Source organism: Nonomuraea phyllanthi, assembly GCF_006334985.2.
GTDB classification, from domain to species: domain Bacteria; phylum Actinomycetota; class Actinomycetes; order Streptosporangiales; family Streptosporangiaceae; genus Nonomuraea; species Nonomuraea phyllanthi.
On record NZ_VDLX02000030.1, the window covers coordinates 1 to 25,659 of the forward strand.

A 25,659-nucleotide genomic window follows, 5' to 3' on the forward strand; every position below is an offset into this window, starting at 1 on the left:
GGGGGTGTCGGGCAGGTTCACGTCCATGAGATCGCGCAGGATCTCCACCACGAGTGAGGGACGGTCGTTGAACAGCTTGATGAGGGTGTCATGTCGGGGGGACGGCATGATGCTCATTGTCACATGGCGAACACGCATGGTGACCGCTGTTCGCCGAAGTCGCCGGCCGATCCGCGGGACTCGCGCCGCGTGCCGCGTTCGTCCTGGCGGGTGCGTGGAGCCGGGGAGGTCCGCCGCCAGGCCGGCTCGCCGGAGACGTACGGGTGGGTGGTACGTCATGGAGGAGCGGGCCGGCTCTGGGTCACGTCCTGCGTGGTGATCGCGGCGACGTGGTGAGCCGCCGCGCCCGTCACCCGCCTGTCACGCCACCTTGGCGGAGCTCGCCGACCAGGTGTTGCACGCGCCCGGCTTGCCGGAGGTGTATCCCCGCTCGGTCCAGTAGAGCCGGTTGGCGGCCTTGCCGTGGTACCGGTTCTTCCAGAACTCAGGAATCCTGATCACGGGCTTCCAGTCCTTGACCACCCGTCCCAGGCTCTTCGCCGACACGCCTGCGAAGCAGTCGATCTGCAGGTAGTAGCGGCGGTTCTGCTCGTTCATGACGGCTTCGTCGGCGCCGTTCTCCAGCCCCCACCAGGCCTGGCCGATGCCGGTCTGCCCGGTGACGACCCCGCTCCACGTCCTGGTGATGGACGTGAACACCTTGAGATCGCTCTTCGCCCTGATCCAGTCGGAGGCCAGTTTCACGCTGATGGTCGTCGCGCAGATCTCGGAGAACGAGGTGGAGAGGTCGAGGCCGGTGGAGCACGACTCTTTCTCGTCGGATGCCTTGAACGCCACCTTCACCGGTTGGAAATCCTTGATGGCCGGCTTCCACGCGGAGTTGAGGCAGCCGACGAGTTTGGTGATGTATTTCTTGGTCGAGGCGCTGCTGGTGCCCTTTTTCAGCTTGCAGGAGACCTTGGGGAGTTTGGCCGCCTTGTAGAGCGCGTTCTGGGTCAGCTCGGGGGCGCCCTTGACCGGCTCCGCGTGTGCCGCGCCGGCGAACAGCGCCACGCCGGCGACCGCCCCGGCTAAAGTACGAATGATCATAGGGCCAGATACTAGAGCCGGTTCGCTGCTCACCACTGAACGAATCCGTCGGCATCCTGCCATGGTCCTGATCGATGTGTAGCCTGACGATCACGTTGAGCGTTCACGCCGGGTCGACGGGAGAGTGGCCACGTGGGTAAGCACGAAGGTGACAAGAAGAAGGACAAACCCTGCAAGCCGGAGCCGGTCAGACCTGAGCAAGGCGATAAAATCCGGCCGGCGGCCGGCATGGCGGGGGCAGTGGCGGCAGCGGCGGCAGTAAGAAATGACGCCCCTGAATGTCGAGGCGCGAATAGAGCGGATGGTCGCGGAAATTCCGCCGGCGGCGCGACGCACCGCACGCATCCTTGACGCATTGCGGGCGGTTCCCCGTCACCCCTTCATCCCCGCGTACGCGCAGGCGCTCCTCGGTGCCGCGGAGATCGAGCAGATCATCGACCGTGACGCCGATCCCGGTACGTGGTGGGACGCCGTCTACAGCGACTCCGTCATCGTCACCCAGGTCGCCGACGGCGCCCGCGCGATCACGCCGGGCGCGGGGGACCCCACCTCCTCGTCCTCCTCGCCCAGCACGATCGCGGACCTGCTCGGCTGGCTGGATCCTCAGCCGGGGCAGCGCGTGCTGGAGATCGGCACCGGCACCGGCTGGACCGCCGCGTTGCTGTCCCACCTCGTGGGTGGCCGGGGGGAGGTGACGTCGATCGAGATCGACAGGGCCGTCGCCGAGCAGGCCGCCAAGAATCTGGCCGCCGTGGGAGTGCAGCCGCACCTGATCGTGGGCGACGGCGCGGCCGGGTGTGCGGCGCGCGCGTCATACGACCGGGTTCATGTGACGTGCGGGGTGCGGACCGTGCCCTACGCCTGGATCGAGCAAACGAGGCCCGGCGGCGTGATCGTGCTGCCGTACTGCCCGGGGCTCGGCAACGGGCACGGGCTCAGGCTCACGGTGATGCCGGACGGCGTCGCCCACGGCCGGTTCCCCGGATTCGCGGCGTACATGATGATGCGGTCCCAGCGCCCGCTCGACGCCATGCCGGACGACGGTGGCGGACGCGATCTCACCACCAGGATCGACCCCGGCGTGGTCGCCTACGCTCCGGCGGGCGCGTTGCTCGCGATGGCGGCGCTCACGGGCTTGCAGGTGACCTTCCGGGAGCAGGGGGACCGGCTGTTCCTGTGGGTGATGGACCAGGCCGACCCCGGCGTGTGGACGCTGGTGGCCCACGCGCCCGGCCTCACGGAGTACGAGGTGTACCAGCTCGGCGAGCGCCCGCTGTGGGACGAGATCACCGAGGCGTACTTCCGGTGGGTGGAATGGGGGGAGCCTGCCCGCGACAGGTTCGGCATGACGGTCACCCGCGACGGGCAGCGGATCTGGCTGGATGATCCGGGCGGCGTGATCTGAGCCGGCGGCCGGTCAGAGCCAGTCGCGCTTCTTGAAGATGACGTAGAGGGTCAGGCAGACGGCTGCCATCAACACGATCGCGAACGGATAGCCGAAGGCCCAGTGCGTCTCGGGCATGAAGTCGAAGTTCATCCCGTAGATGGTCCCGACCAGGGTGGGGGCGAAGAGGATGGCGGCCCAGGCCGAGATCTTCTTGACCTCCTCGCCCTGCTGGATGCTGGCCTCCGTCATGCGCGCCATCTCCGCGTTCTGCGCCTGCGTCACCAGCGTCGAGTTGACGACGAGGATGTTCTGCAGCATCGCGCGGAAGGACGCGATCCGCTCCGACACGGTGATCGCGTGGTCGGCGACGTCGCGCAGGTAGCTCTGCAGCTCGTCGTTCAAGCCGTACTTCGGCGCCCCCGCGATGAGCCCGTGCAGCATGCCGACCAGCGGCGCCGTGGCCCGCTGGAACTCGATCACCTCGCCCGACAGCTCGTAGACGCGTCGCGACACCGAGGGGTCGCCGCCGAAGACCTGGACCTCGATCTCCTCGATGTCCTTCTGCAGCCCGGCCACCACCGGTGCGTAGCCGTCGACCACGGCGTCAAGGATGGCGTAGAGGACGGCCTGAGGGCCCTGGCGCAGCAGGTCGGGGTCCGACTCCATGCGCTTGCGGACGCCGTGCAGGTCGGGCGCCTCCGCGTGGCGTACGGTGATCACGAAGTTGGGGCCGACGAAGACGTGCAGCTCCCCGAAGGCGACCTCCTCCACGTCGTCCAGGTAGCGGGCGGCGCGCAGCACCACGAAGAGCGTGTCGCCGTAGCGGTCGGCCTTGGGTCGCTGGGAGCCGACGATCGCGTCCTCCAGCGCCAACTCGTGCAGCTCGAACTCCTCGCCGAGCTTGACCAGCTCCCACTCCTTGGGCCGGTAGAGGCCGATCCAGGCGAGGCTGTCGGGCATCTGCTTCAGGCGCTCGAAGGCGTCGGCGAGCGAGCCGGGATTGTCGACGCGCTCGCCGTCGCGGTAGATCGCGTTGTCGATGACGGTGGGACGGTAGGGCGGCTCCTCCGCGGCGCGCGGGTCCATCGAGTGTTCCGGCGCTTCCTCGCGTGCCTCGCCGCCGCGCCTGAACCCCTTCACCCTGGCCATGAACCGCTCCCTGCGAAGCTACGCGAGCTCGTCGAGTTGTTTCGTGGCGCGGTCTCGGATGGTCTTGCGCCACATCGGCGTCCACCCGAACACCAGCCCGTGCGGCCTGCCGAGCGCCATCTTCGACCAGCGCTTGAAGTCGAAATCGTCGTGGTGGCGGACGATGAGATCGTCCTCGAACCTGAAGAGCGCGTCGATCTCGTTGACGACCTCGCGCCCCGTGCTGGCGAACGTGTAGTGCGACGTCCAGTGTGCGGACCCCGAGAAGTCGTCGGCATTCACGTCGCGATAGGTCGTGGTCAGCCCGTCGCGTACGCCGAGCTGCAACCGCCACATCCTCATCACCCTGTCGCGCCCTTCGACCTCCTGGAATATCGGATCGCCGAAACTGACCTCGGGGTGATAGCAGCGCTCCATGCCCGCGTAGTCAGCGCGGCCCAGAGCGTCGTAGAAAGCGCTGATGAGCGCCACGTGCCGATCGTTCACCCTTCTATCAGATCACGGCGGCACCGTAGCCCCAGCACAGTGTCCGCAACCCGGTATCGCCCGGGCCGAGCCGGGCGGGGTGTCCGGTCGGCGGCGATCGGGGTGCCGACGGGGGAGAACGCCGGTGCCGAGGACCACCTTCCCGGAAAGTTCCAGATCAGGCAACGCCGGCCGCGGCGGTCCCGCGCCGAGCGCCAGAATGATGTTCTGTGGCCCGTGCGAGACCTTGCCCGGATAGGGTTTCTCCTCGATGGAGAAGTTCTGGGCCCACCTGATCAGCACCCAGCCCGACCCCGAGTCCTGGGTCGTCGCGGTCTCGGCGCTGGGCGCGCTCGTGCTCGTCGGCTTCCGCATGCCCTGGCAGGTGTCCAGAGGCCTGATCACGATCGCCCACGAGGGCGGCCACGCGCTGATGGCGCTGGTCACCAGGCGCAAGCTCGAGGGCATCCGCCTCCACTCCGACACCTCCGGCGTGACCCTGACCAGGGGCAGGCCCACCGGCCCCGGCATGGTGCTGACCGCGATGGCCGGCTACATGGCGCCGCCGCTGCTCGGCCTGGCCGCCGCGTGGCTGACCGAGATGGGGCACATCACGCTGCTGATCTGGAGCGTGCTGCTGTTCCTGGTCTGCATGCTGCTGCTCATCCGCAACCTGTACGGCGCGCTGATCCTGCTGGCCACCGGCGGCGCCGTCTTCGCCCTGATCATGTACGCACCGGCCGACGCGCAGCAGGTCGTCGCCCTGGTCGCGGTCTGGTTCCTGCTGTTCGGCGGCATCAGGCCGATCATCGAGTTACAGCGCAAGCGGAGCAGGCGGCAGGCCAGAGACTCCGACGCCGACCAGCTGGCCAGGCTGACGTTCCTGCCCGGCGGGTTCTACGTGTTCTTCTTCCTGCTGGTGGCGATCGTGTCCGCGGCCTTCGGGGCGTACCTCATGAATCCGCTCTGACCGCCGGAGGGAGTGCCGTGCTGCCAGCCGAGGACGCGCCCGGCTACCGCGTGCTCGATCAGGCGGGCCAGGGCGGGTTCGCCGTCGTCTACCGCGCCTACCAGGAGCGCCTCGACCGGGTCGTGGCGCTCAAGGTGCTGTCCGTCGACCGGGTCGACCAGCGCACGATGCGCAGGTTCCAGCGCGAGCTGCAGCTGACGGGCCGCCTCACCGGCCATCCCAACGTCGTGACCGTCTTCGACACCGGGGTGACCAGCTCCGGCAAGCCGTACATCGCGATGGACTTCTTCGAGCACGGCTCGCTGCGCGACCGCGTCCGCAAGGAGGGCCCGCTGCCGGTGCCCGAGGTGCTGCGGGCCGGGGTGAAGCTGGCCGGGGCGCTGGCCGCCGTCCACGAGGCCGGGGTGCTGCACGGCGACATCAAGCCGCAGAACATCCTCATCTCCCGCTACGGCGAGCCGGCCATCGCCGACTTCGGCGTGGCCAGGGTGGTCGACTCGGCCGAGATCTCGGCCACGTCGCAGGCGTTCACCCCGCTGCACGCCGCGCCCGAGGTGCTCACCGGGCAGCCCCACTCGGTCTCCACCGACATCTACTCGCTCGGCTCCACCCTCTACCACCTGCTGGCCGGCCAGCCCGCCTTCCACAATCCGACGGACCCGTCGATCGCGCCGCTCATGTACCGCGTGCTGGCCATCGAGCCGCCCGCCATAAGGCGCTCCGACGTGCCGCCGCCCGTCCTGGAGACGATCCTGCGGGCGATGGCCAAGCAGCCGGAGCAGCGGTACGGCTCCGCGCGCGAGCTCGCCCGGCGGCTGCAGGAGGTGCAGGCCGAGCTGGGCCTGTCGGTGACGGACCTGGTGGGCCAGGATCCCGGCCCCGGCCCGACCATGTCCACGGTGCCCCGCCGCCGCCACGACGACCCGACGGCCGGCGGCCACCCCGGGCGCGCCCCGCAGGCCCCCGCCCCCCAGGCTCCCGCTCCCCAGGCTCCGGGCCCGCACACCGCCAACCCGCACACCGTCGACCCGCACACCGTCGACCCGCACACCGGCCGGCCGCCGTCGGGCCAGTTCCCGGCGACGGGGCACCACCTGCCGGTCGCCGGTCACCACCTGCCCGCCGGAAATCACCCGCCGTCCGGGGATCACTACTTGCCCGGCGCCGGTCATGCCGCGCCGGCCGGGCAGCCGAGCGCGCACGCGCCGGGGTTGCACGCGGCCGGGCCGCCGCGCCCCGCCGTCCAGGAGGCCACGGGCGCGCTCGCCGGAGGGACGCGGCGGCGGCTGCTGGTCGGCGCGGCGGTGGCGGCCGTCGTGGTGGGCGGCAGCGGCGCCGCGATCTACGTCTCGCTCCACCAGCCCCCTAAGCCCCCGGCCACCCGGCCGGAGGCAGAGCCACCGGAGCCTCCGGCCACCGCGGAGACCACCGCCCCCATCGACCGGAAGTCCGTGGCCGCGCTCGCCCCGCGCGGCCTTAAGGTGACGGCCGACCAGGGTGCCCTGGTCGAGCTGCACTGGACGCTCCCGCCCGACGCCCGCCGCTATCCCGTCGTGCTCCAGCGCTCCCCGCTCGGCAAGGGCGACCAGCCGGTCACCGCGCTCGGCCAGGGCACCACCACGACCCGCGTGGCGGGGCTGGACCCGGAGACCGGCTACTGCTTCCTGGTGGGCGTGCCGCTGCGCATCTCGGAGAGCTCCACGGTCGCGTGGTCGAAGCCGCTGTGCATCAGGGGAGCCGTGGCCCGCTCAGCCCAGTAGCTTGCGGGCCGCCTGCTCGATCTCGTCCTCCGACAGCAGCACGTGGTCGGCCGCCCGGCCGAGCGGGATGAAGCTGTCGGCCGAGGTGACCCGGCCGATCTTGCCGGTGAACCCGGCGTCGACCAGCTCGGCCACGATCGCCTCCGAGACGCTGCCGGTGTGCCGGGTCTCGTCGGCGATCAGCACGTTGCCGGTCAGCTCGGCCGCCCGCAGGAGGTCCTCCCTGGGCAGCGGCGCCAGCCAGCGCAGGTCGAGCACGCGGCAGCCGACGTTCTCCTGGGTCAGCTTCACCGCGGCCCGCAGGCTCATCCGCACGCCGTTGCCGAACGTCACGATCGTCAGGTCGCGCCCGTCGCCGTAGGAGCGCGCCTGCCCGATGGGCACGTGCGTCTCCGCCCAGCGAGAGGGCGGCGCGTACGGCGCCAGCCAGCCGCCGTCGCCCTCCTGGAACAGGTCGCGCGTGTGGTAGAGCGCGATCGGCTCCAGGAACACGCAGACCGAGCCGCACGTGCGGGCCGCCGCCAGGCAGGTGCGCAGCATGGCGGCGGCGTCGTCGGGACGCGCGGGCGAGGCGATCACGAGGCCGGGGATGTCGCGCAGCGCGGCCACGGCGTTGTCGTTGTGGAAGTGGCCCCCGAACCCCTTCTGGTAGGCGTACGCGGCCACCCGCACCACCATCGGGTTGGTGAACCGGCCGCGTGAGAAGAACGACAGCGTGGCCGCCTCGCCGCGGATCTGGTCGAGCGCGTTGTGCAGGTAGGCGAGATACTGGATCTCGGGCACGGGCAGCAGCCCCGACACGCCCGCGCCGAGCGCCAGCCCCAGGATGGCCTGCTCGTCGAGGAGGGTGTCGAAGACCTGCCCGGCGCCGAACCTCTTCTGCAGCCCCCTGGTCACGCCGTAGACGCCGCCCTTCTTGGCGACGTCCTCGCCGAACACGGTCATCTCCGGATAGACGGTCAGCGCGTCGGCGAGCGTCCGGTTGACGGCCTGCGAGAGCGTCATCGGCTTGTCGTTCTCGGGCAGAGAGCCGGCGAACGCCTTCTCCCGGGCCGCGCCGGTGGCCGCCATCGGGCTGATCTTGGCGATCAGCTCGGGCTTGCGGGGCGCGAGCGGCTCCATGACCTCCTTGGCGGAGCCGAGCCGCGGGCTGCGGGTGATCTCCAGCGCCGTGCGCATCACGTGCTCGCGCTGCGACTCGTACGCCTTGAGCAGCTCCTCGGGCGTGCGCAGCCCGGCCTCGACCAGGAGCGCCGCCGTGCGGATGAGCGGGTCGCGCTCCAGGTCGGCGCGGATCTCGCGCTGCGTGCGGTAGGCCTGCTCGACGTCGGACCCGGCGTGCCCCATGAGCCGCACGGTGGTCAGGTGGAGGAAGGCGGGGCGGCGGTGCTCGCGTACGTGCCGGGCCGCGCGGACGGCCACGTCGTACGACTCCGCCAGGTCGCAGCCGTCGGCGGCGAAGTATTCGAGGCCGGGGCGCCGCGCGGCCGCCTCGACCCAGCCCTTGGGCGTGCGGACGCTGATGCCGATGCCGTTGTCCTCGCACACGAACAGGATCGGCAGCGGCTGCCCCTGGTGGGTGGCGTAGGAGGCGGTGTTGAGGCCGCTGAGCGCGCTGGCGTGGTTGATCGAGGCGTCGCCGAAGCTGCACACGGTGACGGCGCTCGCCGGCCACTCGGACGGGACGCCGAGCGCCGCGGCCCGCTCGATGGCGAAGGCCACGCCCACCGACCTGGGCAGGTGGCTGGCGATCGTCGAGGTCTGCGGGATGACGGCCAGCTCGGGATGGCCGAACACCTTGTGCCGGCCGCCCGCGATCGGCTCGTCGGCCGACGCGGCCAGGCCCATCAGCACGTCGCGGATGCCCTGCTCGGGCAGCCGGCCGGCCTGCTCGGACCTGGTCAGGTAGAACGCGCCCGAGCGGTAGTGGAGCAGGGCGGGGTCGGTGGGCCGCAGGGCGGCGGCGACCGCCGCGTTGCCCTCGTGACCGGCCGAGCCGATCGTGTAGTGGCCCTCGTCCTGCTCGCGCAGCCATCGGGCCGCGATGTCCAGCAGGCGGCTGTCGACCTGACGCTGGAACAGCCGCAGGCACTGCTCGCCGGTCAGCGACGTGCCCTCGCGGACCGGGAGCCCCGGATCTCGCGGAGTGCCCGCTTCCAGCGTCGCAACCGCCTGGATGAAGTGAGTCTCAACTGTGTCGCGCGCCACACCACCGATTATGTCGTTGTTCGGCGCCGACGTCTGCTGGACGCCGCCCACATATCTTGTGGACCGGTCCGATTGACACCGGGATATAACCGTTTGTCAGATTCCCCAACCTTCGGGAGGGAGGGCACGTCTACTGAGAGGACACACGTGGCACCCTCAATGCCGCGTTGAACGGAAGGGACCTCCAGAAAGGAACCCGTATGTTACAACGCATTCGTGTCGCCGCCCTCGCCCTGGTGGTGGGCGCCGGGACCCTGGTCCTGGCTCCGACCGCCGCGACGGCGGCCCAAGCACCGGTCCTCACCCGGGTGGGGATCAGCCCCGGCTCGACGATCGACGTCACCGGCGGCGCGGTCAAGGCCACGTTCAGCTTCTCCACCAAGGGAGCGGACAAGGCCGAGCTCCAGCTCAAGCCGCCGGGCGACGTCTCCGTCGGAACGCCGATCACACTGACGTCCACCAAGCGCGGCGACTGGACGCGCTGGAGCGGCACCAAGTCCTTCGACTCCTCCAACGCCGGCAAGTGGAGCTGGCTCGCCATCGCCCACGGCGACGGCAGCCCCTCGCGCGGCGGCACGTTCGAGGTCGTCGTCAAGAAGCCGGTCGAGACCAGCATCCCCGACTTCGACGCCCGTCCCGACCGGGCCGACAGAGGCGAGCGGATCAGGGTCGACGGCCGGCTGCTGGCCGGCGGCGAGGCGTACGGCGACCAGAACGTCGCCATCACCTTCCGCGCCCGAGGCAGCAGCTCCTACCGCACGGTCGCCACGGTGAAGACCCGCGACAGCGGCCGGTTCGGCGCCACCGTACGGGCCTGGCAGACCGGCTGGTGGCGGGCCGAGTTCGCGGCCACGAGCGCCGCCAAGGGCTCGGTCAGCGACAGCGACCGCGTGGACGTCAGGCGCCATGACCGCCGCAGCTGGATCTCCGGCTTCAACGCCCGGCCCGAGCCGGTGGACCAGGGCGACCGGCTCTCGTTCAGCGGCACGCTGCGGGTCGAGGACCACGGCCGCGTGTCCGGCCAGCGCGTGGCGATCTACTTCAGGGCCGAGAACTCGGCCCGGTGGCGCTACGTCACCAGCGACGTGACCGACCGCTACGGCCGGTTCTGGGACTCCGCCACCGCGCGGACCTCGGGCTGGTGGCGCGCCGAGTACGCGGGCGCCCGCGGCGTGCGCGGCTCGGACAGCTACGCCGACTGGGTGACGGTCAACGTGCCGCCCCCGCCGCCGGAGAAGGCGGACACGCGGCTGACCAAGTTCAACGCGTACCCCGAGCCGGTCAAGCGCGGCAGGTACGTCAGGTTCACCGGCAGGCTGCAGATCGACGACGAGGGCACCTGGGAGGGCTACCGCGGCAAGGTGCGGCTGTACTTCAAGCCCTCCGGCTCGCACAAGTGGCACTACGTGAAGACCACGAAGTCGAACGGCAGCGGCCGTCTCTACACCAAGGTCAAGGCGTGGAACTCGGGCCGGTGGCGGTTCGTGTTCACGGGTGACGAGGACGCCTACGGCGACACCAGCCGCTCGGACTACGTGCGCGTGAAGCGCTGAGCGCCTGAGAAGGGAGGAGGCCCGGGGGTCCGTCACCCCCGGGCCTCCTCTCATGCCAGGAAGTTAATGAGGGTTAACGCAGGCGTCGATCGCGGCCCGCGCCATCGCGTGCAGCAGCGGCCGCATCTCCTGCGCGGGCAGCTCGCCCGCGCTGTGCGGCGTGGAGTTGAGCAGCCCGAAGACGGCGTGCGTGGCGGCCCGCAGCCGCGCGGCCGGGCACTCGGGGTGCAGCTCGGCCAGCACGGTCACCCACTCCTCGACGTAGAGCCGCTGCAGCCGCCTGATCTGCCTGCGCGCGGGCTCCGGCACGTTGCCCAGTTCCCTGTCGTGCACCGTGATCAGCGCCGGCTGCTCGATCGCGAACGTGATCTGCACGTTGAGCAGCGCGTCCAGCGACTCGCGCGGCCCCGGGCACGAGGTGACCACCGCGACGGCCGACTCGCGCAGCCGCGAGCTGACGTCGAGCAGCAGCTCCGACAGCAGCGCGTCCTTGCCGCTGAAGTGGCGGTAGAGGGCGGGGCCCGAGACGCCGACCGCGCCGCCGATGTCCTCGATCGAGACCCCGTGGAAGCCTCGCGCGGCGAAGAGCCGGGCCGCCGCTTCCATGATCTCCCTGCGCCTGGTTCCTCGATTGCGGGTAGGTGTGGAGGCAGTGGTCACGTCTCACATGCTAGACGACTACGTTAGTGATGACTAACATCTCGTGTCATGAGAGGGGAGTCATGAGCGACTGGCCGGTGCTGAAGTCGGCCGCCGATCCCGGCGGCGAGACGTACAAACGCAACGCCGAGCTCAACGAGCGGCTCGCCGCCGAGCTGCTCGAACGCCTGGCCGCCGCGGCGCTGGGCGGCCCCGAGCGCTCGCGCGCTCGCCACGTCGGGCGCGGCAAGCTGCTGCCCCGCGACCGCGTCGACGGCCTGCTCGACCCCGGCTCCCGCTTCCTGGAGCTGTCACCGCTGGCCGCCAACGGGCTCTACGACGACCAGGCGCCGGCCGCCGGGATCATCACCGGCGTCGGCCGGGTCTCCGGCCGCGAGTGCGTGGTCGTCGCCAACGACGCGACCGTGAAGGGCGGCACGTACTACCCGATCACGGTCAAGAAGCACCTGCGCGCGCAGGAGGTGGCCCTGCACAACCACCTGCCCTGCCTCTACCTCGTCGACTCGGGCGGCGCGTTCCTCCCCAGGCAGGACGAGGTGTTCCCCGACCGCGAGCACTTCGGGCGCATCTTCTACAACCAGGCCACGATGTCGGCCCGCGGCATCCCGCAGATCGCCGCCGTGCTCGGCTCCTGCACGGCGGGCGGCGCGTACGTGCCGGCGATGAGCGACGAGGCGGTCATCGTACGCGGCCAGGGCACGATCTTCCTGGGCGGCCCGCCCCTGGTGAAGGCGGCCACGGGCGAGGAGGTCACGGCCGAGGAGCTCGGCGGCGGCGACCTGCACGCGCGGGTGAGCGGTGTCACCGACCACCTCGCCGAGGACGACGCGCACGCGCTGGCCATCGTCCGCGACATCGTCGCCACGCTCGCGCCGCGCCCGCCGCGCCCCTGGGAGACGATCGCGCCGGCGCCGCCCGTCCACGACCCGCGCGACCTGTACGGGATCGTGCCGGGCGACACGCGGCAGCCGTACGACGTGCGCGAGGTGATCGCGAGGCTCGTGGACGGGTCGCGGTTCCTGGAGTTCAAGGCCGACTACGGCCCGACGCTCGTGACCGGGTTCGCCCACCTGCACGGCCACCCGGTGGGGATCGTGGCCAACAACGGCATCCTGTTCAGCGAGTCGGCCATGAAGGGCGCGCACTTCATCGAGCTGTGCGACCAGCGGCGCGTCCCCCTCGTCTTCCTGCAGAACATCAGCGGGTTCATGGTGGGCAAGGCCTACGAGGCGGGCGGCATCGCCAAGCACGGCGCCAAGATGGTCACCGCCGTCTCGTGCGCCAGGGTGCCCAAGTTCACCGTCGTCATCGGGGGGTCCTTCGGGGCCGGCAACTACGCGATGGCGGGCCGGGCGTACTCGCCCAGGTTCCTGTGGATGTGGCCGAACGCCCGCATCTCGGTCATGGGCGGCGAGCAGGCCGCGAACGTGCTCACCACCGTCGGCGCGGCCGACGCCGACGCGATCCGCGACCAGTACGAGCGCCAGGGCAACCCGTACTACTCCACGGCCAGGTTGTGGGACGACGGCGTGATCGACCCGCTCGACACCCGCACCGTCCTCGGCCTGGCGCTGTCCGCGGCGGCCAACGCCCCGCTCGAACCCGCCGGTTACGGCGTCTTCCGGATGTGACGCATGCTGTTCGACCGTGTTCTGATCGCCAACAGGGGCGAGATCGCCGTACGGATCGCCCGCACGCTGCGCCGGCTCGGCATCACCTCGGTGGCCGTGCACACGCCGTCGGACGCCGGGGCGCGGCACGTGCTGGAGGCCGACCTGGCCCTCCAGGTGCCGAATTATCTGGATATTGAGGCGATTGTCGGGGCGGCGCTGGAGTCCGGCGCGCAGGCCGTCCACCCCGGGTACGGGTTCCTCGCCGAGAACGCCGCGTTCGCGCGGCGCTGCGCGGAGGCCGGGCTGGTGTTCGCCGGCCCGCCCGCGGCGGCCATCGAGGCCATGGGCGACAAGATCCGCGCCAAGGCCACCGTGTCGGCGGCCGGCGTCCCCGTCGTGCCGGGCGGCGCCGAGCCGGACGACGCCCTGGAGTCCTGGCGCGACTTCCCCGCGCTGATCAAGCCCTCCGCCGGCGGCGGCGGCAAGGGCATGGTGCTCGTACGCTCGGCCGCCGAGCTGCCCGACGCCCTGGAGTCGGCCCGGCGCACCGCACGGGCGGCGTTCGGCGACGCGACCCTGCTGATCGAGCGGTACGTCCATAGCCCCCGCCACATCGAGATCCAGGTCCTGGCCGACGCCCACGGCCACGTCGTCCACCTGGGCGAGCGCGAGTGCAGCCTCCAGCGCAGGCACCAGAAGATCGTCGAGGAGGCGCCGTCCCCGTTCCTGAGCCCCGGGACGCGCGCCCGCATGGGCGCGGCGGCGGTCGAGGCGGCCCGTGCCGTCGGCTACGTGGGCGCGGGGACCGTCGAGTTCATCGTCGACGGGAGCAGCGACTCCTACCACTTCATGGAGATGAACACGCGCCTGCAGGTCGAGCACCCGGTCACGGAGCTGGTGACCGGGCTCGACCTGGTGGAGCAGCAACTGCGGGTCGCGGCGGGGGAGCGGCTGGCGTTCGGGCAGGAGGACGTGCGGCTCGACGGGCACGCCGTCGAGGCCCGCCTCTACGCCGAGGACCCCGCCCGCGGCTTCCTGCCCACCGGCGGGCGAGTTCTGCTGCTGCGAGAGCCCGGTGAGCCAGGCCCGGCGGCGGGCGGGCGCGCGGCCGTGGTGCGGGTGGACTCGGGGCTGGCCGAGGGCGGCGTCGTGGGCAGCGAGTTCGATCCGATGCTCGCCAAGGTCGTCGCCTGGGCGCCGGATCGCGACTCCGCGTTCAGGACGCTCGACCGCGCGCTGGCCCGTACGGCCGTGCTCGGCCTGGTCACCAACCTGCCGTTCCTGCGGGCGCTCGTCGCCCATCCCGCCGTACGGGCGGGCGAACTGGACACGGGGCTGGTCGAGCGCGTGCTGCCCGAGCTGGTCCCGCCCGCGGCGGCGGCCGGCGAGGTGCCCGGCGAGGTGCTCGCCGCGGCGGCGCTCGCCTTCCACGCCCAGCCCCAGGGCGACGACCCGTGGGAGGTCACGGACGGCTGGCGGATGGGGCGGCCCGCCTGGACGACATGGCGGCTGGAGTCGCGGGACGGCGTGCACGCGGTCCAGGTACGCGGCCTGCCCGAGACGTCCGCGGAGATCCTGGTCGACGGCGAGAGCGTGCCGGCCCGGATCCGGCGCGGCGACGGGGAGCTGTCCGTCACGATCGGCGCCCGTACCGTCCGCTACCTCCACGCCCGCCACGGCGACACGCTCTGGCTCGGCAGGGACGGCGCGGCGTGGGCGCTCACCCGGCACCTCATCGGCGACCCGGGCGACCGGCCAGGTGCGGCGGCCCAGGGCGACGGCGTGGTCAGGAGCCCCATGCCCGGCACGGTCCTCCTGGTCAAGGCCCAGGCCGGCGAGCGGGTGAGCGAGGGGCAGCCGCTGGTCATCGTGGAGGCCATGAAGATGGAGCACACGGTCACCGCGCCCTGCGACGGCCTGGTCGCCGAACTGCCCGTCCAGGCCGGCCAGCCGGTCGACATGGACGCCGTGCTCGCTGTGATCTCCTCCGAGGAGTTGTGATGGCGTACCTCATGGAAGGGCTGCCGCGGCAGGTGACGATCTACGAGGTCGGGCCGCGCGACGGGCTGCAGAACGAGTCGGCGGTCATCCCCGTCGAGGTCAAGGCCGAGTTCATCGACCGGCTCGCGGACGCGGGCCACAAGGTGATCGAGGCCACCAGCTTCGTGCACCCGAAGTGGGTGCCCCAGCTGGCCGACGCCGACGAGCTGCTCGCCCGGCTGCCCAGGAGGCCGGGCGTTCGCTACCCGGTGCTGGTGCCCAACCCGCGCGGCCTCGACCGGGCGCTCGAACGCGGCGTGGACGAGATCGCGATCTTCGCCAGCGCCACGGAGACGTTCGCCGCCAAGAACCTCAACCGCAGTCTGGAGAGCCAGTTCGAGATGTTCGAGCCGGTCGTGGCCAGGGCGCTGGAGAGCGGGCTGCGGGTGCGCGCGTACGTGTCGATGTGCTTCGGCGACCCGTGGGAGGGCCCCACGCCGATCTCGCAGGTCGTCACGGTCGGGGAGCGGCTGCTCGGCCTCGGCTGCTACGAGCTGTCGCTCGGCGACACGATCGGCGTCGGCACCCCCGGCCACGTCACCGCCCTCATCGAGGCGTTCGGCCGGCCCGAGCGGCTCGCCGTGCACTTCCACGACACCTACGGCCAGGCGCTCGGCAACACCCTGGCCGCGCTCAGAGCGGGCGTGACCACGGTCGACGCCTCCACGGGCGGCATCGGGGGCTGCCCCTACGCCGAGTCCGCCACCGGCAACCTCGCCACCGAGGACCTCGTCTGGATGCTGCGGGGGCTCGGCATCGAGACCGGGCTCGACCTGGGCAAGCTCGTGTCCACCAGCACCTGGCTGGCCGGGCTGCTCGGCCGGCCCAGCCCGTCCCGCGTCGTGCAGGCGCTGTCGAAAGGCTGATCATGCTCAAGGACGAGTACGAAGAGCTGCGCAAGACCGTCGAGTCGTTCGCCCGGGAGGTGGTCGCCCCGGTGATCGGCGACTACTACGAGCGGGAGGAGTTCCCGTACGACATCGTGCGGCAGATGGGTGCGATGGGGCTGTTCGGGCTGCCCTTCCCCGAGGAGTACGGCGGGATGGGCGGCGACTACTTCGCGCTCTGCGTGGCGCTGGAGGAGCTGGCCCGCGTCGACTCCAGCGTGGCCATCACGCTGGAGGCCGCGGTGTCCCTGGGCGCGATGCCGATCTTCCGGTTCGGCACCCCCGAGCAGCGCGAGCACTGGCTGCCCCGGCTGACCACGGGAGAGGCGCTGGGCGCGTTCGGCCTGACGGAGCCGGGCGGCGGGTCCGACGTGCCGGGCGGGATGCGGACCACCGCCGTGCTGGACGGGGACGAATGGGTCATCAACGGCACCAAGGCGTTCATCACGAACTCCGGCACCGACATCACGGCCGTCGTCGGCGTGGCCGCGATCACCGGCGAACGGGAGATCTCCACGATCCTCGTCCCGAGCGGCACACCGGGGTTCACGGTGTCGAAGAAGTACTCCAAGGTCGGCTGGAACGCCTCCGACACCCGCGAGCTCTCCTTCTCCGACTGCCGCGTCCCCGCCGCGAACCTTCTGGGCGAGCGCGGGCGCGGCTACGCCCAGTTCCTGCAGACGCTCGACGAGGGCCGCGTCGCCCTCGCCGCGCTGAGCGTCGGGCTGGCGCAGGGCTGCGTCGACGAATCCGTCAAGTACGTCAGGGACCGCAGGGCGTTCGGCCACCCCATCGGCCACTACCAGGCCATCCAGTTCAAGATCGCCGACATGGAGGCCCGCGCGCACACCGCCCGCCTGGCCTACCACCACGCCGCCGAGAAGATGCTGGCCGGGGTGCCGTTCAAGAAGGAGGCCGCGATCGCCAAGCTGGTCGCGTCCAACGCGGCGATGGACAACGCGCGCGACGCCACCCAGGTGTTCGGCGGCTACGGGTTCATGAACGAGTTCCCCGTGGGGCGCTTCTACCGGGACGCCAAGGTGCTGGAGATCGGGGAGGGCACGAGCGAGGTGCAGCGCATGCTGATCGCCCGGCAGCTCGGCCTGGCGAATCTCTGACCAGGCCGTCGCCGGTGTGGCGTTTGCGCCGCGAACACCGGACGATCTAGTGTCATCAGTCATGACGGCTGACGATCTTGTCATCAGGAGGGCTGAGAAGGCGGACGCGGACGCGGTCTTCGCGCTGGCCCGCGAGTTCGGGCTGACGTTCAGGCCCGAGCGCGCTGCCTTCGACGCCGCCCTGCCCGAGTTGCTGGCGAACGAGGACGCCCTGCTGCTCGCGGCCGTCGTGGGCGGGCGCGTCCAGGGCTACCTGCTGGGGTTCGTGCACCTGACGCTGTTCGCCAACGGGCCGGTGGCCTGGGTGGAGGAGGCCATGGTGCAGTCGGGGTCGCGCCGCCAGGGGATCGGGCGGGCCCTGCTGGAGGAGTTCGAGCGCTGGGCGCGGTCGCGGGAGGCCGGATACGTGGCGATGGCCACGCGGCGGGCGCCCGAGTTCTACCACGCGCTGGGCTACGAGGCCTCGGCCACGTTCTTCCGCAAGGTCCTGCGCCAGCCGTACTGAGGGGCGGGCTGACGGGGCCGGCTGACGGGGCGGGCTGCGGCGGGCGGATTTGTCGTTCGCGGATGGCATCCTTAGGGCGTGAGTATCCACGCCGTCAGCCCCCGGTTCATCGGGCGCGCCCGCGAGCTCGCCGCGCTCGGCGACGCGCTGGTCAGGGCGCGTGCCGGGGTGTCGTCCGCCGTGCTCGTCGGCGGCGAGGCAGGGGTCGGCAAGACGCGCCTGGTCAACGAGTTCAGCGAGCGGGCCGACGACGCGCTCGTGCTCGTCGGCGGCTGCCTGGAGCTGGGCACGGAGGGCCTGCCGTTCGCGCCGTTCACCGCCGTGCTGCGCGGCCTGGTGCGCGAGCTCGGCCGTGACGGGGTCGCGGCGCTCGTGCCCGGCGGCACCACGCGGGGGCTCGCGCGGCTGCTGCCCGAGTTCGGGGAGCCCGACCGGGAGGGGCCCGAGGCGCGGGCGCGGCTGTTCGAGCAGGTGCTGGGGCTGCTGGAGCGACTGGCGGACGAGCGTCCCGTGCTGCTGATCGTCGAGGACGCCCACTGGGCCGACCGGTCCACCCGCGACCTGCTGTCGTTCCTGGTTCGCTATCAGCGCACCGCGGCCCGGCTGCTGATCGTGGTGACGTACCGCACGGACGAGCTGCACCGCACCCACCCGCTGCGGCCGCTCCTCGCCGAGCTCGGCCGCATCGAGTGGGTCAGCAGGGTCGAGCTGCGCAGGCTCACCCGCAGGGAGGCCGTCGCGCAGGCGGCGAGCATCCTGGAGCGCGAGCCGTCCGCCGCCGCCATGGACCTGATCTACGCGCGCAGCGAGGGAAACCCGCTGTTCGTGGAGGCGTTGCTGAGCGAGGGGAGCGGGGGCGAGGCGCTGCCGGAGTCGCTGCGCGACCTGCTGCTGGCCAGCGTCGAGCGGCTGCCCGACGAGACGCAGGAGCTGCTGCGGGTGGCCAGCGCCGGCGGGCAGCGCATCGAGCACGCCCTGCTGTCCGCCGTGGCCGGGCTCGACGAGAGCGCGCTCTCCCGCGCGCTGCGGCCCGCCGTGGCCGGCAACGTGCTCACCGTCGACGGCGAGGGCTACTGCTTCCGCCACGCGCTGATCCGCGAGGCGCTCCACGACGACCTGCTGCCGGGCGAGCACACCCGCCTGCACACCCGCTTCGCCGAGGCGCTGGAGCGCGACCTGTCGATCCTGCCCGCGCCGCGCGGCGCGATCGAGCTGGCCCACCACTGGCACTCCGCCCACGACTCCACCTGGGCGCTGGTGAGCGCCTGGCACGCGGCCGCCGCCGCCCGCAAGTCCACCGCGTACGACGAGCAGCTCGGCATGCTCTCCAGGGTGCTGGAGCTGTGGGACCAGGTGCCCGACGCCGTCGAGCGCATCGGCTGCGACCGGCTCGACCTGCTCAGGCAGACCGCCACCGTCGCGCACCTCGCCGGGGAGTACGAACGGGCGATCGCCCTGGCCGGAGCCGCTCTCGCCGAGGTCGACCGCGACGCCGACCCGATCAGGGCGGCCAAGCTGCTGCGCCAGCGCGGCCTGACCCGCTACGACCTCGGCCGCCCCGGCTTCATCGACGACCTGCGCGAGGCGGCGGCCCTGGTCCCCTCCGACCGGCCCAGCAGGCTGCGCGGCCAGGTCCTGGAGACCCTGTCCCGCATGCTGCACGCGCGGGCGGACCGGCCGGAGCGGCACGCCACGGCCCAGCTCGCGATGAAGATCGCCAACGAGGTGGGCGACGCTAAGGTGGAGGCCCACGCGCTGATCAACCTCGCCTGGGGGCACCACGGCTTCTCCGACATCGACGCCCAGATGGAGTCGTTCGCGGAGGCGCGCAGGATCGCGCACCGCGACGGGGCGTTCAACGCGCTGATGCGCTGCGCCATCTCCGAGTCCGACGCGCTGGAGGGCGCGGGGCGGCACGAGCGGGCCGCGCAGGTGGCCCGCGACGGGGTCGAGGAGGCGGGCCTCTACGGCCTGGCGCGCACGTCCGGCACGTTCCTGTCGATCAACCTGGCCGAGCCGCTGGTGTCCCTCGGGCGGTGGGACGAGGCGCTGGAGGTCATCGAGCACGCCCTCGACCTCGCGCCGCCCGCCCCCTACCGCGCCAGCCTGCAGGGGTTCATCACGGACATCGCGCTGGCGCGCGGGGAGTTCGACCGGGCGGAGCGGATGCTGGACTCGTCGCGCAGCGTGCTTTCGCGCGGGTCCTTCCGCGACCAGACGGTCCTGCCGCACCTGTGCAGGGAGATCGAGCTGCTGCAGGCGCGCGGGCAGGTGGAGGCCGCGGTGGAGCGGGCCGCCCGGGTGATGGAGGAGCGCGATCTGCCGGCCTCGCCCCGCTACTCCTGGCCGGTGCTGGTGACCATCGCGACGCTGCTCAGCAGCGCGACGCCCCGGCCCGGACGAGCCGCGTTCCCCGCCCCGCCAGGCGACACCCTCCCACCGGCCACTGCCGGCTCCCGGTCCAGCGCCGCCGAGTGGGCCGCCGCGCCCGGGAGGTCTGGCGAGTCCGGTCACGCCGTCGCCGGTGGGGGCGCGGAGGCGCTGGCGCGGTTCGGCGCGTCTCTCCTGGGCCGGGTCCAGGCGTTGGGGCGGGAGCTCGAGGTCGATGGTGATCTGCAGCGGGCGTACCGGCTCACGTTCACGGCGCTGATGAATTCTGGGCCCACGCCGGAAGGTGACGACGCCGCCGGTTCGGGCCCTGCCGGTTCGGGCCCTGCCGGTTCGGGATCTGCCGGTTCGGGATCTGCCGGTTCGGGCCCTGCGGGTCCAAGCTCTGACGGTTCGGGCCCTGTGGATCCGGCCGTTCGGCAGTTGGAAGCCTGGGACGCGGCGGCGGGCGCCTGGGAGGCGCTGCGGCAGCCGTACGCCGAGGCGCGGTGCCTGATGGGCGCGGCGCACGCGGCGCTGGCCTCAGGCGACCGGCAGGGGGCCGCCGCGCGGCTGGGCCGGGCGCGGGAGCTCGCCACGCGCCTGGGTGCGACGCCGCTGCTGGAACAGCTCGACGTCTTCGCACGGCGGGCCAGGATCGGGGGCTCCGAGGAGACGGCCGACGGGCATCCGCTGGGGCTGACGGCTCGGGAGCTGGAGGTGCTGTGCGAGGTGACGAAGGGACGGAGCAACCGGGAGATCGCTGAGGCGCTGTTCATCTCGGTCAAGACGGTGAGCGTGCACGTGTCCAACATCCTGGCCAAGCTGGGCGTCGCGACCCGAGGCGAGGCCGCCGCCACCGCCCACCGCCTCCGCCTCTTCGACGCTCCCCTCTGACCTCCGGCAACCTTGCGCTGCCTTCCCGCAGCCTGCGCTTGACCGCCCGCCGTTTCTCCCGTCGCGTAGGCCGCTCCTCGGGGTCTGCTCGTCGCCCTTCCGGGTGCGGGGGCTGCTTCTCGGGGTCTACTGATCGCCTTTCTGGGTGCGTGGGCTGCTTCCGGTGGTCTGTTGGCGCCTTTCCGGGGGCGTGGCCTGCTTCTGGTGGTCTGGCCGCCGCGCTTCCCGGCGCGTGGGCCGCTTCTCGCGGGCTGCGCGTCGCCCCTCCCATCCCGTGCGACCGCTTCTGCCGGGCTGCTCCTTCACGCGGTGGGCTGTTGCGCCGTGGCGGTTGCCTGCTGCGGGGCTCCTGCGTGCCCGGGTCCGTGGGCGGTGCGTGGGTCAGCCGGTTAGCTGGGCCTCCAGGCGGTAGCCGTCCACGGTGACGTACACCTGGTCCCCGGGGCGGGCGTTCAGGCGCATCAGCACCGGCTGCAGGGAGTCGAAGACCGGCTGGTGTCCCTGCCAGACCAGGACGATGGCGTTGTCGCCGGGGCCCGTCACCGACAGGAGGGTGCCGGGGCGCATGCCGAGCTGGGCCGCGTAGCCCTCGGGCACCGGTACGGGGCCGCCCCGGAGGTGTTCGGGCGTGACCTCGATGCGCTGCCAGCGGCGCGGGTCCGAGGAGGGGCTCGGCAGCGGCGGGGGCGGCGTCGATGGGGTGCCCGCCAGGTTGCCGGAGAGCATCGGCGAGCGGCCGCCCGACAGCGCGGACAGCGTGGCCAGCGCGGCGGACGGGTCGATGGAGCCTCCCGACGCCGTCGGGATGGGCTGTCCGCCCCGGTGGTGGTGACCGTTGGCGCCGGGCGTGCGGCGGGGCAGCGGCTGGGCGGGTGACTGCGCTGAGATCGGCTCCGGGGCGCTCTCCGGGGGCAGCGCGTCGAGCCAGGCCTTGGCCGAGTGGGCGCGGATGCCCAGCTCGCCCATCAGTGCCACGAGATCCGCGTCCGGCGGGCTCGCGGCCAGCAGCTGCCTCGTACGTGCCTGCAGCCCGTGAATGTCGCCCACGACCAGCCAGCCGTCCTGGAGGCGGCGGTCGGGCATGAGGGTCACCAGCACGCGCCAGAGCGGGGTGCGCAGCGAGGGCACCATCACCGGGTGGGCCGGGTCGGCGCCGATGAGCTGGTCCTCGGTGGCCGCCGCGCCGAGCCATTCGGTGAGGCGGAACATGTGGCCCGTGACCGGCGCGGACTCCGAGGAACGCAGCCACGCCAGCACCCGCTCCTCGGCGGTGCGCTGGGCCAGGGAGAGCGCGTCCCTCTCGACCAGCATCTTGTGGGCGAGCGTGCGCAGGCTGACCGGGTCCTCGGCGAACAGCCGGTGGACGGCCACCGCCAGCTCCAGCTTGTCGAGGCTGCGGAACAGGCTGTCCACGACCCGGACCATCGCGTGGTCGGTGTCGGAGGGCACGGGACCCCCGGACGCCGACGCCGACGCCGCCGCCGGCGCGGGGTAGCGGGACGGGGTGCTGCTCTTGGAGGGGTCGCCCGTGCCCGGGACGGCGGGCATCGACCCCGTGCTGGGGCCGCCCGGGAGCGGCCCTGCGCCGGGGTGTTCCGGTCCGGCGCCGGGGATGGCCGGCATGGAACCGGTGCTGGGACCGCCGGGGATGGCCGGCATCGAGCCGGTGCTGGGGCCGCCGGGGGTAGGCCCGGTGCCGGCTCCGCCGCGTGCCGGTCCCGAGCCGGGGATGGCCGGCATCGAACCTGTGCTCGGTCCGCCGGGCGGTGTCGCTCCCGTTCCGGGGAGCGCGGGCATCGAGCCGGTGTCCTGGCGACCGGGCTGGGGGCCGGGCTGGGGGCCTGAGTGGGGGGCGGGTTGGGGTCCGGACTGGGGACCGGCGGGGCGTTGGGGGAGGCGGTCGGGCTGGCCGGGAGAGGGGCGCTGCGGAAGGCCCTCGCCCGCGAAGCCCTGGCGCGGGCCGCCGCTCTGCGACTGCCCCGGCCCGCCGCCTTGCGCCTGCCCCGGGCCGCCGATCTGGGGGGCCTGCCCCGGACCGCCCTGGGCCTGACCCGGTGCGCCCTGCGACTGGCCCGGACCGCCCTGCGACTGGCCTGGCGCGCCCTGGGCCTGGCCCGGACCGCCTTGGGACGGACCAGGGCCGCCCTGGAACTGGCCCGGGAAGGAGCCGGTCTGGCGTTGCTGGGTCGGGTCCGGCTGTTGTGCGGGAAACGAGCCCGTCTGGCGTTGCTGGGCGTCGGGCGGTTGCTGGGCGGCGAAGGAGCCCGTCTGGGACGCTCCCGGCGCCGGGAAGGAGCCCGTCTGGCGTGGGCGGCCGTCGTCCGGGGACGCGGAGGCGGCCTGGCCCTGGCCGGCGAACGGCCCGCCGGCGCCCTCGGCGGCCCGGCCGCTCTGGGCCACGAACATGCCGGTCTCCGGCGGTACGTCCGCCTGCGCCGGGAACGAGCCCGTGCCCAGGGACGAGACGCTGACCGGCCGGGTGACCTCGGGATGCCCGGCCGCCGGGGCCTCCCGCTGGGCGGGGATGCGGCCGAGGATCTCGCGGAAGACGGAGCCGATCACCACTTCGGGCGTGGCGGACGGGGTGCCGAGGTCGCTGGGGGACAGGCGGCGCAGCCGCTGCCAGCCGCCGAGGCCCGTGATCGCCGTACGGGTGGCCTCGGGCCAGCCCGGCAGCGCCGGGTCGATGTGGTGCACGGTCAGCGCGGGCAGGAGGTCGCACAGCGGCAGGTGGTCCCAGCGGGAGGACGCCAGCCGCGCCAGCCGCTCGCAGATCCAGTCGAGCCCCGTCGTGCCGAGCGCCCTCGACAGGGCGAGGGAGGACCACCACCCCGCGGGCAGGCGCGGATCAGCCAACGCCTCGGCCACCTGCTGCGGGCGGCTCCAGCGCAGCGCAGGGACTAGGTCGCTCAGGCAGATCGATGACTCGACTTCCATCGGCGGACCTTATCCTCCCCAGTGAGCCGCGTGTGCCGGCCGTTACGCATGTGGCTAATGGTGCAGCTTACGCGGCAAGCTATCAATCAGTGTGAATAGGGTAAAGACGGTTCAAGTCCAAACCGTACCGTGGCCGACCGCCCACCTGGGCCACACATTCGGCACCAGCACGGCAACCCGCCTCCAGAGCGGCCTGTTCACCGGCGCCGCGCAGGACGCCCGTGAGGAAGCCGGCGGCGAACGCGTCGCCGGCCCCCGTCGAGTCCACGACCTCCGCCTCCACCCCGGCCGCCGTCGCGACGATCTCGCCGTCCACGGCGGCCAGCGCGCCCCGCTCGCCGAGCTTCACGACGGCCGTGCCGTACGTCTCGCTCAACAGCACGGCGGCGCGCTCCGCGGTCGTGGCGCCGCTCAGCAGCAGGGCCTCGTCGAGGTTGGGCAGGATCAGGCCGGCGGGGGCGGACTCGCGGATGAAACGTTCGACGCCGAAGTCGCGCAGCGGGCCCGTGGAGGCCGGGTCGATGCTGATCGTGATGCCGGCGGCCGCCGCCTCGGCCATGGCGAGCCTGGCCAGCCGCAGGCCGCCCTCCGCGAACATGACGTAGCCGGACAGGTGGAGCCGGGAGACGCCGTCGAGCAGGGCCGGGTGCCAGTCGGCCTCGGAGATCAGGCCGCCCGCGCCGCGGTTGGTGAGCATCGTACGCTCGCCGCTCTTGTCGACCATCGCGATCACGACCGCGGTGGGGCGGTCGGGGTCGACGGCCAGGTGCGTGCGCACGCCCGTCCTGGCCAGCTCGGTGGTGTGCCACTCGCTGCTGTCGTAGCCGAGCCTGGCCAGCAGGCGCACGTCGGCGCCCAGGCAGGCGGCCCAGGCGGCGGTGTTGGCGCCGGAGCCGCCCGGTCGCAGGACGATGTCGGCGGCCGTGTCGGTGCCGGACATGACCGGCGAACCGTGCAACGCCACCACATCGGTGACCACGTCACCGATGACGAGGAGGGCGTCGCCCGTCACGGCCGCGCCCAGGCGACGGCGATGCGCGCGGCCAGGGCGGTGTTGCCGCGCACGGCGGCCAGGTTGGCCTCCAGGGAGGCGCCGACGGTGCCGTCGACCAGGTACGAGAGCAGGAACGGCGTGATCGCCTGGCCCTTGACGCCCTCGCGCTCGGCGGCGGCCAGGGCGTCGGCGAGCACGCGGTCGTGCAGCTCCGGATCGAGCTGCTGGTCCTCGGGGACCGGGTTGGCGATGATCAGCGCCGTCTCCTGGCCGCCGAGCGCGTCCTGGCCGCGCATGATCGCCGCCACCTGGTCGGGCGACTCGATCCGCCAGTCGATCGGCAGGCCGGAGGAGTGCAGGTAGAAGCCGGGGAAGGTGTCGGTGCGGTATCCCGCCACGCTCACGCCCCGCGTCTCCAGCCGCTGGAGCGTCGCGGGCACGTCGAGGATCGACTTGACGCCGGCGCACACCACCGTGATGCGGGTGCGGGCCAGCGTGTCGAGGTCGGCGGACTCGTCCTGGTCGACGGTCCACCCGCGATGCACGCCGCCGAGCCCGCCGGTGGCGAAGACCCGGATGCCGGCCCGCGCGGCCAGGAACGACGTGGCCGAGACCGTGGTCGCGCCGCTCGCCTTCAGCGCCGCCGCCACGGGCAGGTCACGCTGCCCCAGCTTGCGCAGCCCCGGCTCGGTGGCGACGCGCTCCAGCTCCACCTCGTTCAGCCCGATGCGGGGCACGCCGTCCAGCACGGCGATCGTGGCGGGCACGGCGCCCGCGGCCCGCACGACTCCCTCCAGCTCACGGGCGACCTCCAGGTTGCGCGGCTGCGGCAGCCCGTGGGAGATGATCGTGGACTCCAGCGCCACGACGGGCGCGCCATTCGCCAGGGCCTCGGCGACCTCGTCGGACGGCTGAAGAACGGAGTCGGGAGTGCTGCGCATGGTGTGCTTTGTGCTCCTTGGATGGTCCTGGCCTGTTGGGAGGAACGGGCTATTTTACGGCCTTTTGTGCCGAATGCGAGTAGGGCTCGGGCGCTGGTCGAGCCGCCGTCCCTCCAAGG

18 protein-coding genes are annotated in these 25,659 nt (G+C 72.5%); 10 read left to right on the forward strand and 8 right to left on the reverse strand.

What is annotated here, in order from left to right; translation table 11 throughout:
- Positions 1-360: 360 nt before the first annotated feature.
- Complete coding sequence (locus tag FH608_RS47165) at positions 361-1,089, reverse strand: neutral zinc metallopeptidase (RefSeq protein ID WP_139637743.1); 729 nt, start codon at positions 1,087-1,089, stop codon at positions 361-363.
- A 355-nt stretch (positions 1,090-1,444) separates the two neighbouring features.
- Here FH608_RS47165 and FH608_RS47170 point away from each other — a divergent pair, with 355 nt between their 5' ends.
- Positions 1,445-2,494, forward strand: a complete 1,050-nt coding sequence (locus FH608_RS47170) for a methyltransferase domain-containing protein (RefSeq protein WP_193319035.1) — start codon at positions 1,445-1,447, stop codon at positions 2,492-2,494.
- A 12-nt stretch (positions 2,495-2,506) separates the two neighbouring features.
- Here FH608_RS47170 and FH608_RS47175 read toward each other — a convergent pair whose 3' ends face one another.
- On the reverse strand, positions 2,507-3,625 hold the full coding sequence (locus tag FH608_RS47175) for a magnesium and cobalt transport protein CorA (protein ID WP_139637745.1): 1,119 nt from the start codon (positions 3,623-3,625) through the stop codon (positions 2,507-2,509).
- A gap of 18 nt (positions 3,626-3,643) precedes the next feature.
- Entirely contained in the window at positions 3,644-4,111 is a 468-nt protein-coding gene (locus FH608_RS47180) for a nuclear transport factor 2 family protein (protein ID WP_139637746.1), read from the reverse strand.
- Between the two features lie 250 nt (positions 4,112-4,361).
- On the opposite strand from FH608_RS47180, the gene FH608_RS47185 reads away from it, so the two are divergent.
- Both FH608_RS47185 and FH608_RS47190 read left to right on the forward strand, forming a co-directional pair.
- Positions 4,362-5,060, forward strand: coding sequence for a M50 family metallopeptidase (locus FH608_RS47185; RefSeq protein WP_139637747.1), 699 nt, complete (start codon positions 4,362-4,364; stop codon positions 5,058-5,060).
- A gap of 17 nt (positions 5,061-5,077) precedes the next feature.
- Entirely contained in the window at positions 5,078-6,820 is a 1,743-nt protein-coding gene (locus FH608_RS47190) for a serine/threonine-protein kinase (protein ID WP_193319036.1), read from the forward strand.
- Here FH608_RS47190 and FH608_RS47195 read toward each other — a convergent pair.
- Positions 6,809-9,028, reverse strand: coding sequence for a thiamine pyrophosphate-dependent enzyme (locus tag FH608_RS47195; protein WP_139637749.1), 2,220 nt, complete (start codon positions 9,026-9,028; stop codon positions 6,809-6,811). The two genes, FH608_RS47190 and FH608_RS47195, sit on opposite strands and share 12 nt — an antisense overlap.
- 200 nt (positions 9,029-9,228) lie before the next feature.
- On the opposite strand from FH608_RS47195, the gene FH608_RS47200 reads away from it, so the two are divergent.
- Entirely contained in the window at positions 9,229-10,581 is a 1,353-nt protein-coding gene (locus FH608_RS47200; protein ID WP_139637750.1) for a hypothetical protein, read from the forward strand.
- Between the two features lie 63 nt (positions 10,582-10,644).
- On the opposite strand, the gene FH608_RS47205 is transcribed toward FH608_RS47200, so the two are convergent.
- Positions 10,645-11,241 carry an SACE_7040 family transcriptional regulator gene (locus tag FH608_RS47205; protein WP_449866996.1) on the reverse strand — a complete coding sequence of 199 codons (597 nt, stop codon included), beginning with the start codon at positions 11,239-11,241 and terminating at the stop codon, positions 10,645-10,647.
- A gap of 62 nt (positions 11,242-11,303) precedes the next feature.
- Between FH608_RS47205 and FH608_RS47210 the strand changes: the two genes are divergently transcribed.
- The 6 genes from FH608_RS47210 to FH608_RS47235 all read left to right on the forward strand — a co-directional run bounded on the left by FH608_RS47210 (position 11,304) and on the right by FH608_RS47235 (position 20,668).
- Positions 11,304-12,872: a carboxyl transferase domain-containing protein gene (locus FH608_RS47210; RefSeq protein ID WP_139637751.1), complete on the forward strand. Its 1,569-nt coding sequence runs from the start codon at positions 11,304-11,306 to the stop codon at positions 12,870-12,872.
- 3 nt (positions 12,873-12,875) lie between these two features.
- On the forward strand, positions 12,876-14,855 hold the full coding sequence (locus tag FH608_RS47215) for an acetyl/propionyl/methylcrotonyl-CoA carboxylase subunit alpha (RefSeq protein WP_139637752.1): 1,980 nt from the start codon (positions 12,876-12,878) through the stop codon (positions 14,853-14,855).
- Positions 14,855-15,760, forward strand: coding sequence for a hydroxymethylglutaryl-CoA lyase (locus FH608_RS47220; protein WP_139637753.1), 906 nt, complete (start codon positions 14,855-14,857; stop codon positions 15,758-15,760). The genes FH608_RS47215 and FH608_RS47220 overlap by 1 nt, the downstream gene beginning before the upstream one ends.
- Before the next feature lie 2 nt (positions 15,761-15,762).
- Positions 15,763-16,899 carry an acyl-CoA dehydrogenase family protein gene (locus FH608_RS47225; protein WP_139637754.1) on the forward strand — a complete coding sequence of 379 codons (1,137 nt, stop codon included), beginning with the start codon at positions 15,763-15,765 and terminating at the stop codon, positions 16,897-16,899.
- Between the two features lie 61 nt (positions 16,900-16,960).
- Positions 16,961-17,404 (forward strand): GNAT family N-acetyltransferase, encoded by a 444-nt coding sequence (locus tag FH608_RS47230; protein WP_139637755.1) that lies wholly within the window; start codon positions 16,961-16,963, stop codon positions 17,402-17,404.
- Between the two features lie 78 nt (positions 17,405-17,482).
- Positions 17,483-20,668 carry an AAA family ATPase gene (locus FH608_RS47235; RefSeq protein WP_226900520.1) on the forward strand — a complete coding sequence of 1,062 codons (3,186 nt, stop codon included), beginning with the start codon at positions 17,483-17,485 and terminating at the stop codon, positions 20,666-20,668.
- Positions 20,669-21,049: 381 nt separating this feature from the next.
- Here the strand turns inward: FH608_RS47235 and FH608_RS47245 are convergent, their stop codons facing one another.
- The 3 genes from FH608_RS47245 to FH608_RS47255 form a co-directional block, all read right to left on the reverse strand.
- Entirely contained in the window at positions 21,050-23,605 is a 2,556-nt protein-coding gene (locus tag FH608_RS47245) for a hypothetical protein (protein ID WP_139637756.1), read from the reverse strand.
- 82 nt (positions 23,606-23,687) lie between these two features.
- The gene (locus FH608_RS47250; RefSeq protein ID WP_139637757.1) at positions 23,688-24,617 is read right to left on the reverse strand and encodes a carbohydrate kinase family protein; all 930 of its coding nucleotides are present in this window, start codon (positions 24,615-24,617) and stop codon (positions 23,688-23,690) included.
- Complete coding sequence (locus tag FH608_RS47255) at positions 24,614-25,540, reverse strand: pseudouridine-5'-phosphate glycosidase (RefSeq protein ID WP_139637758.1); 927 nt, start codon at positions 25,538-25,540, stop codon at positions 24,614-24,616. Before FH608_RS47255 ends, FH608_RS47250 begins: the two co-directional genes overlap by 4 nt.
- Between the last annotated feature and the right edge of the window lie 119 nt (positions 25,541-25,659).

Coding starts and splice junctions, on each gene's coding strand:
- FH608_RS47255 (WP_139637758.1), bottom strand. CDS start 25,540: ATGCGCAGCACTCCCGACTCCGTTCTTCAGCCGTCCGACGAGGTCGCC.
- FH608_RS47210 (WP_139637751.1), top strand. CDS start 11,304: ATGAGCGACTGGCCGGTGCTGAAGTCGGCCGCCGATCCCGGCGGCGAG.
- FH608_RS47175 (WP_139637745.1), bottom strand. CDS start 3,625: ATGGCCAGGGTGAAGGGGTTCAGGCGCGGCGGCGAGGCACGCGAGGAA.
- FH608_RS47220 (WP_139637753.1), top strand. CDS start 14,855: ATGGCGTACCTCATGGAAGGGCTGCCGCGGCAGGTGACGATCTACGAG.
- FH608_RS47165 (WP_139637743.1), bottom strand. CDS start 1,089: ATGATCATTCGTACTTTAGCCGGGGCGGTCGCCGGCGTGGCGCTGTTC.
- FH608_RS47230 (WP_139637755.1), top strand. CDS start 16,961: ATGACGGCTGACGATCTTGTCATCAGGAGGGCTGAGAAGGCGGACGCG.
- FH608_RS47215 (WP_139637752.1), top strand. CDS start 12,876: ATGCTGTTCGACCGTGTTCTGATCGCCAACAGGGGCGAGATCGCCGTA.
- FH608_RS47185 (WP_139637747.1), top strand. CDS start 4,362: ATGGAGAAGTTCTGGGCCCACCTGATCAGCACCCAGCCCGACCCCGAG.
- FH608_RS47225 (WP_139637754.1), top strand. CDS start 15,763: ATGCTCAAGGACGAGTACGAAGAGCTGCGCAAGACCGTCGAGTCGTTC.
- FH608_RS47245 (WP_139637756.1), bottom strand. CDS start 23,605: ATGGAAGTCGAGTCATCGATCTGCCTGAGCGACCTAGTCCCTGCGCTG.
- FH608_RS47200 (WP_139637750.1), top strand. CDS start 9,229: ATGTTACAACGCATTCGTGTCGCCGCCCTCGCCCTGGTGGTGGGCGCC.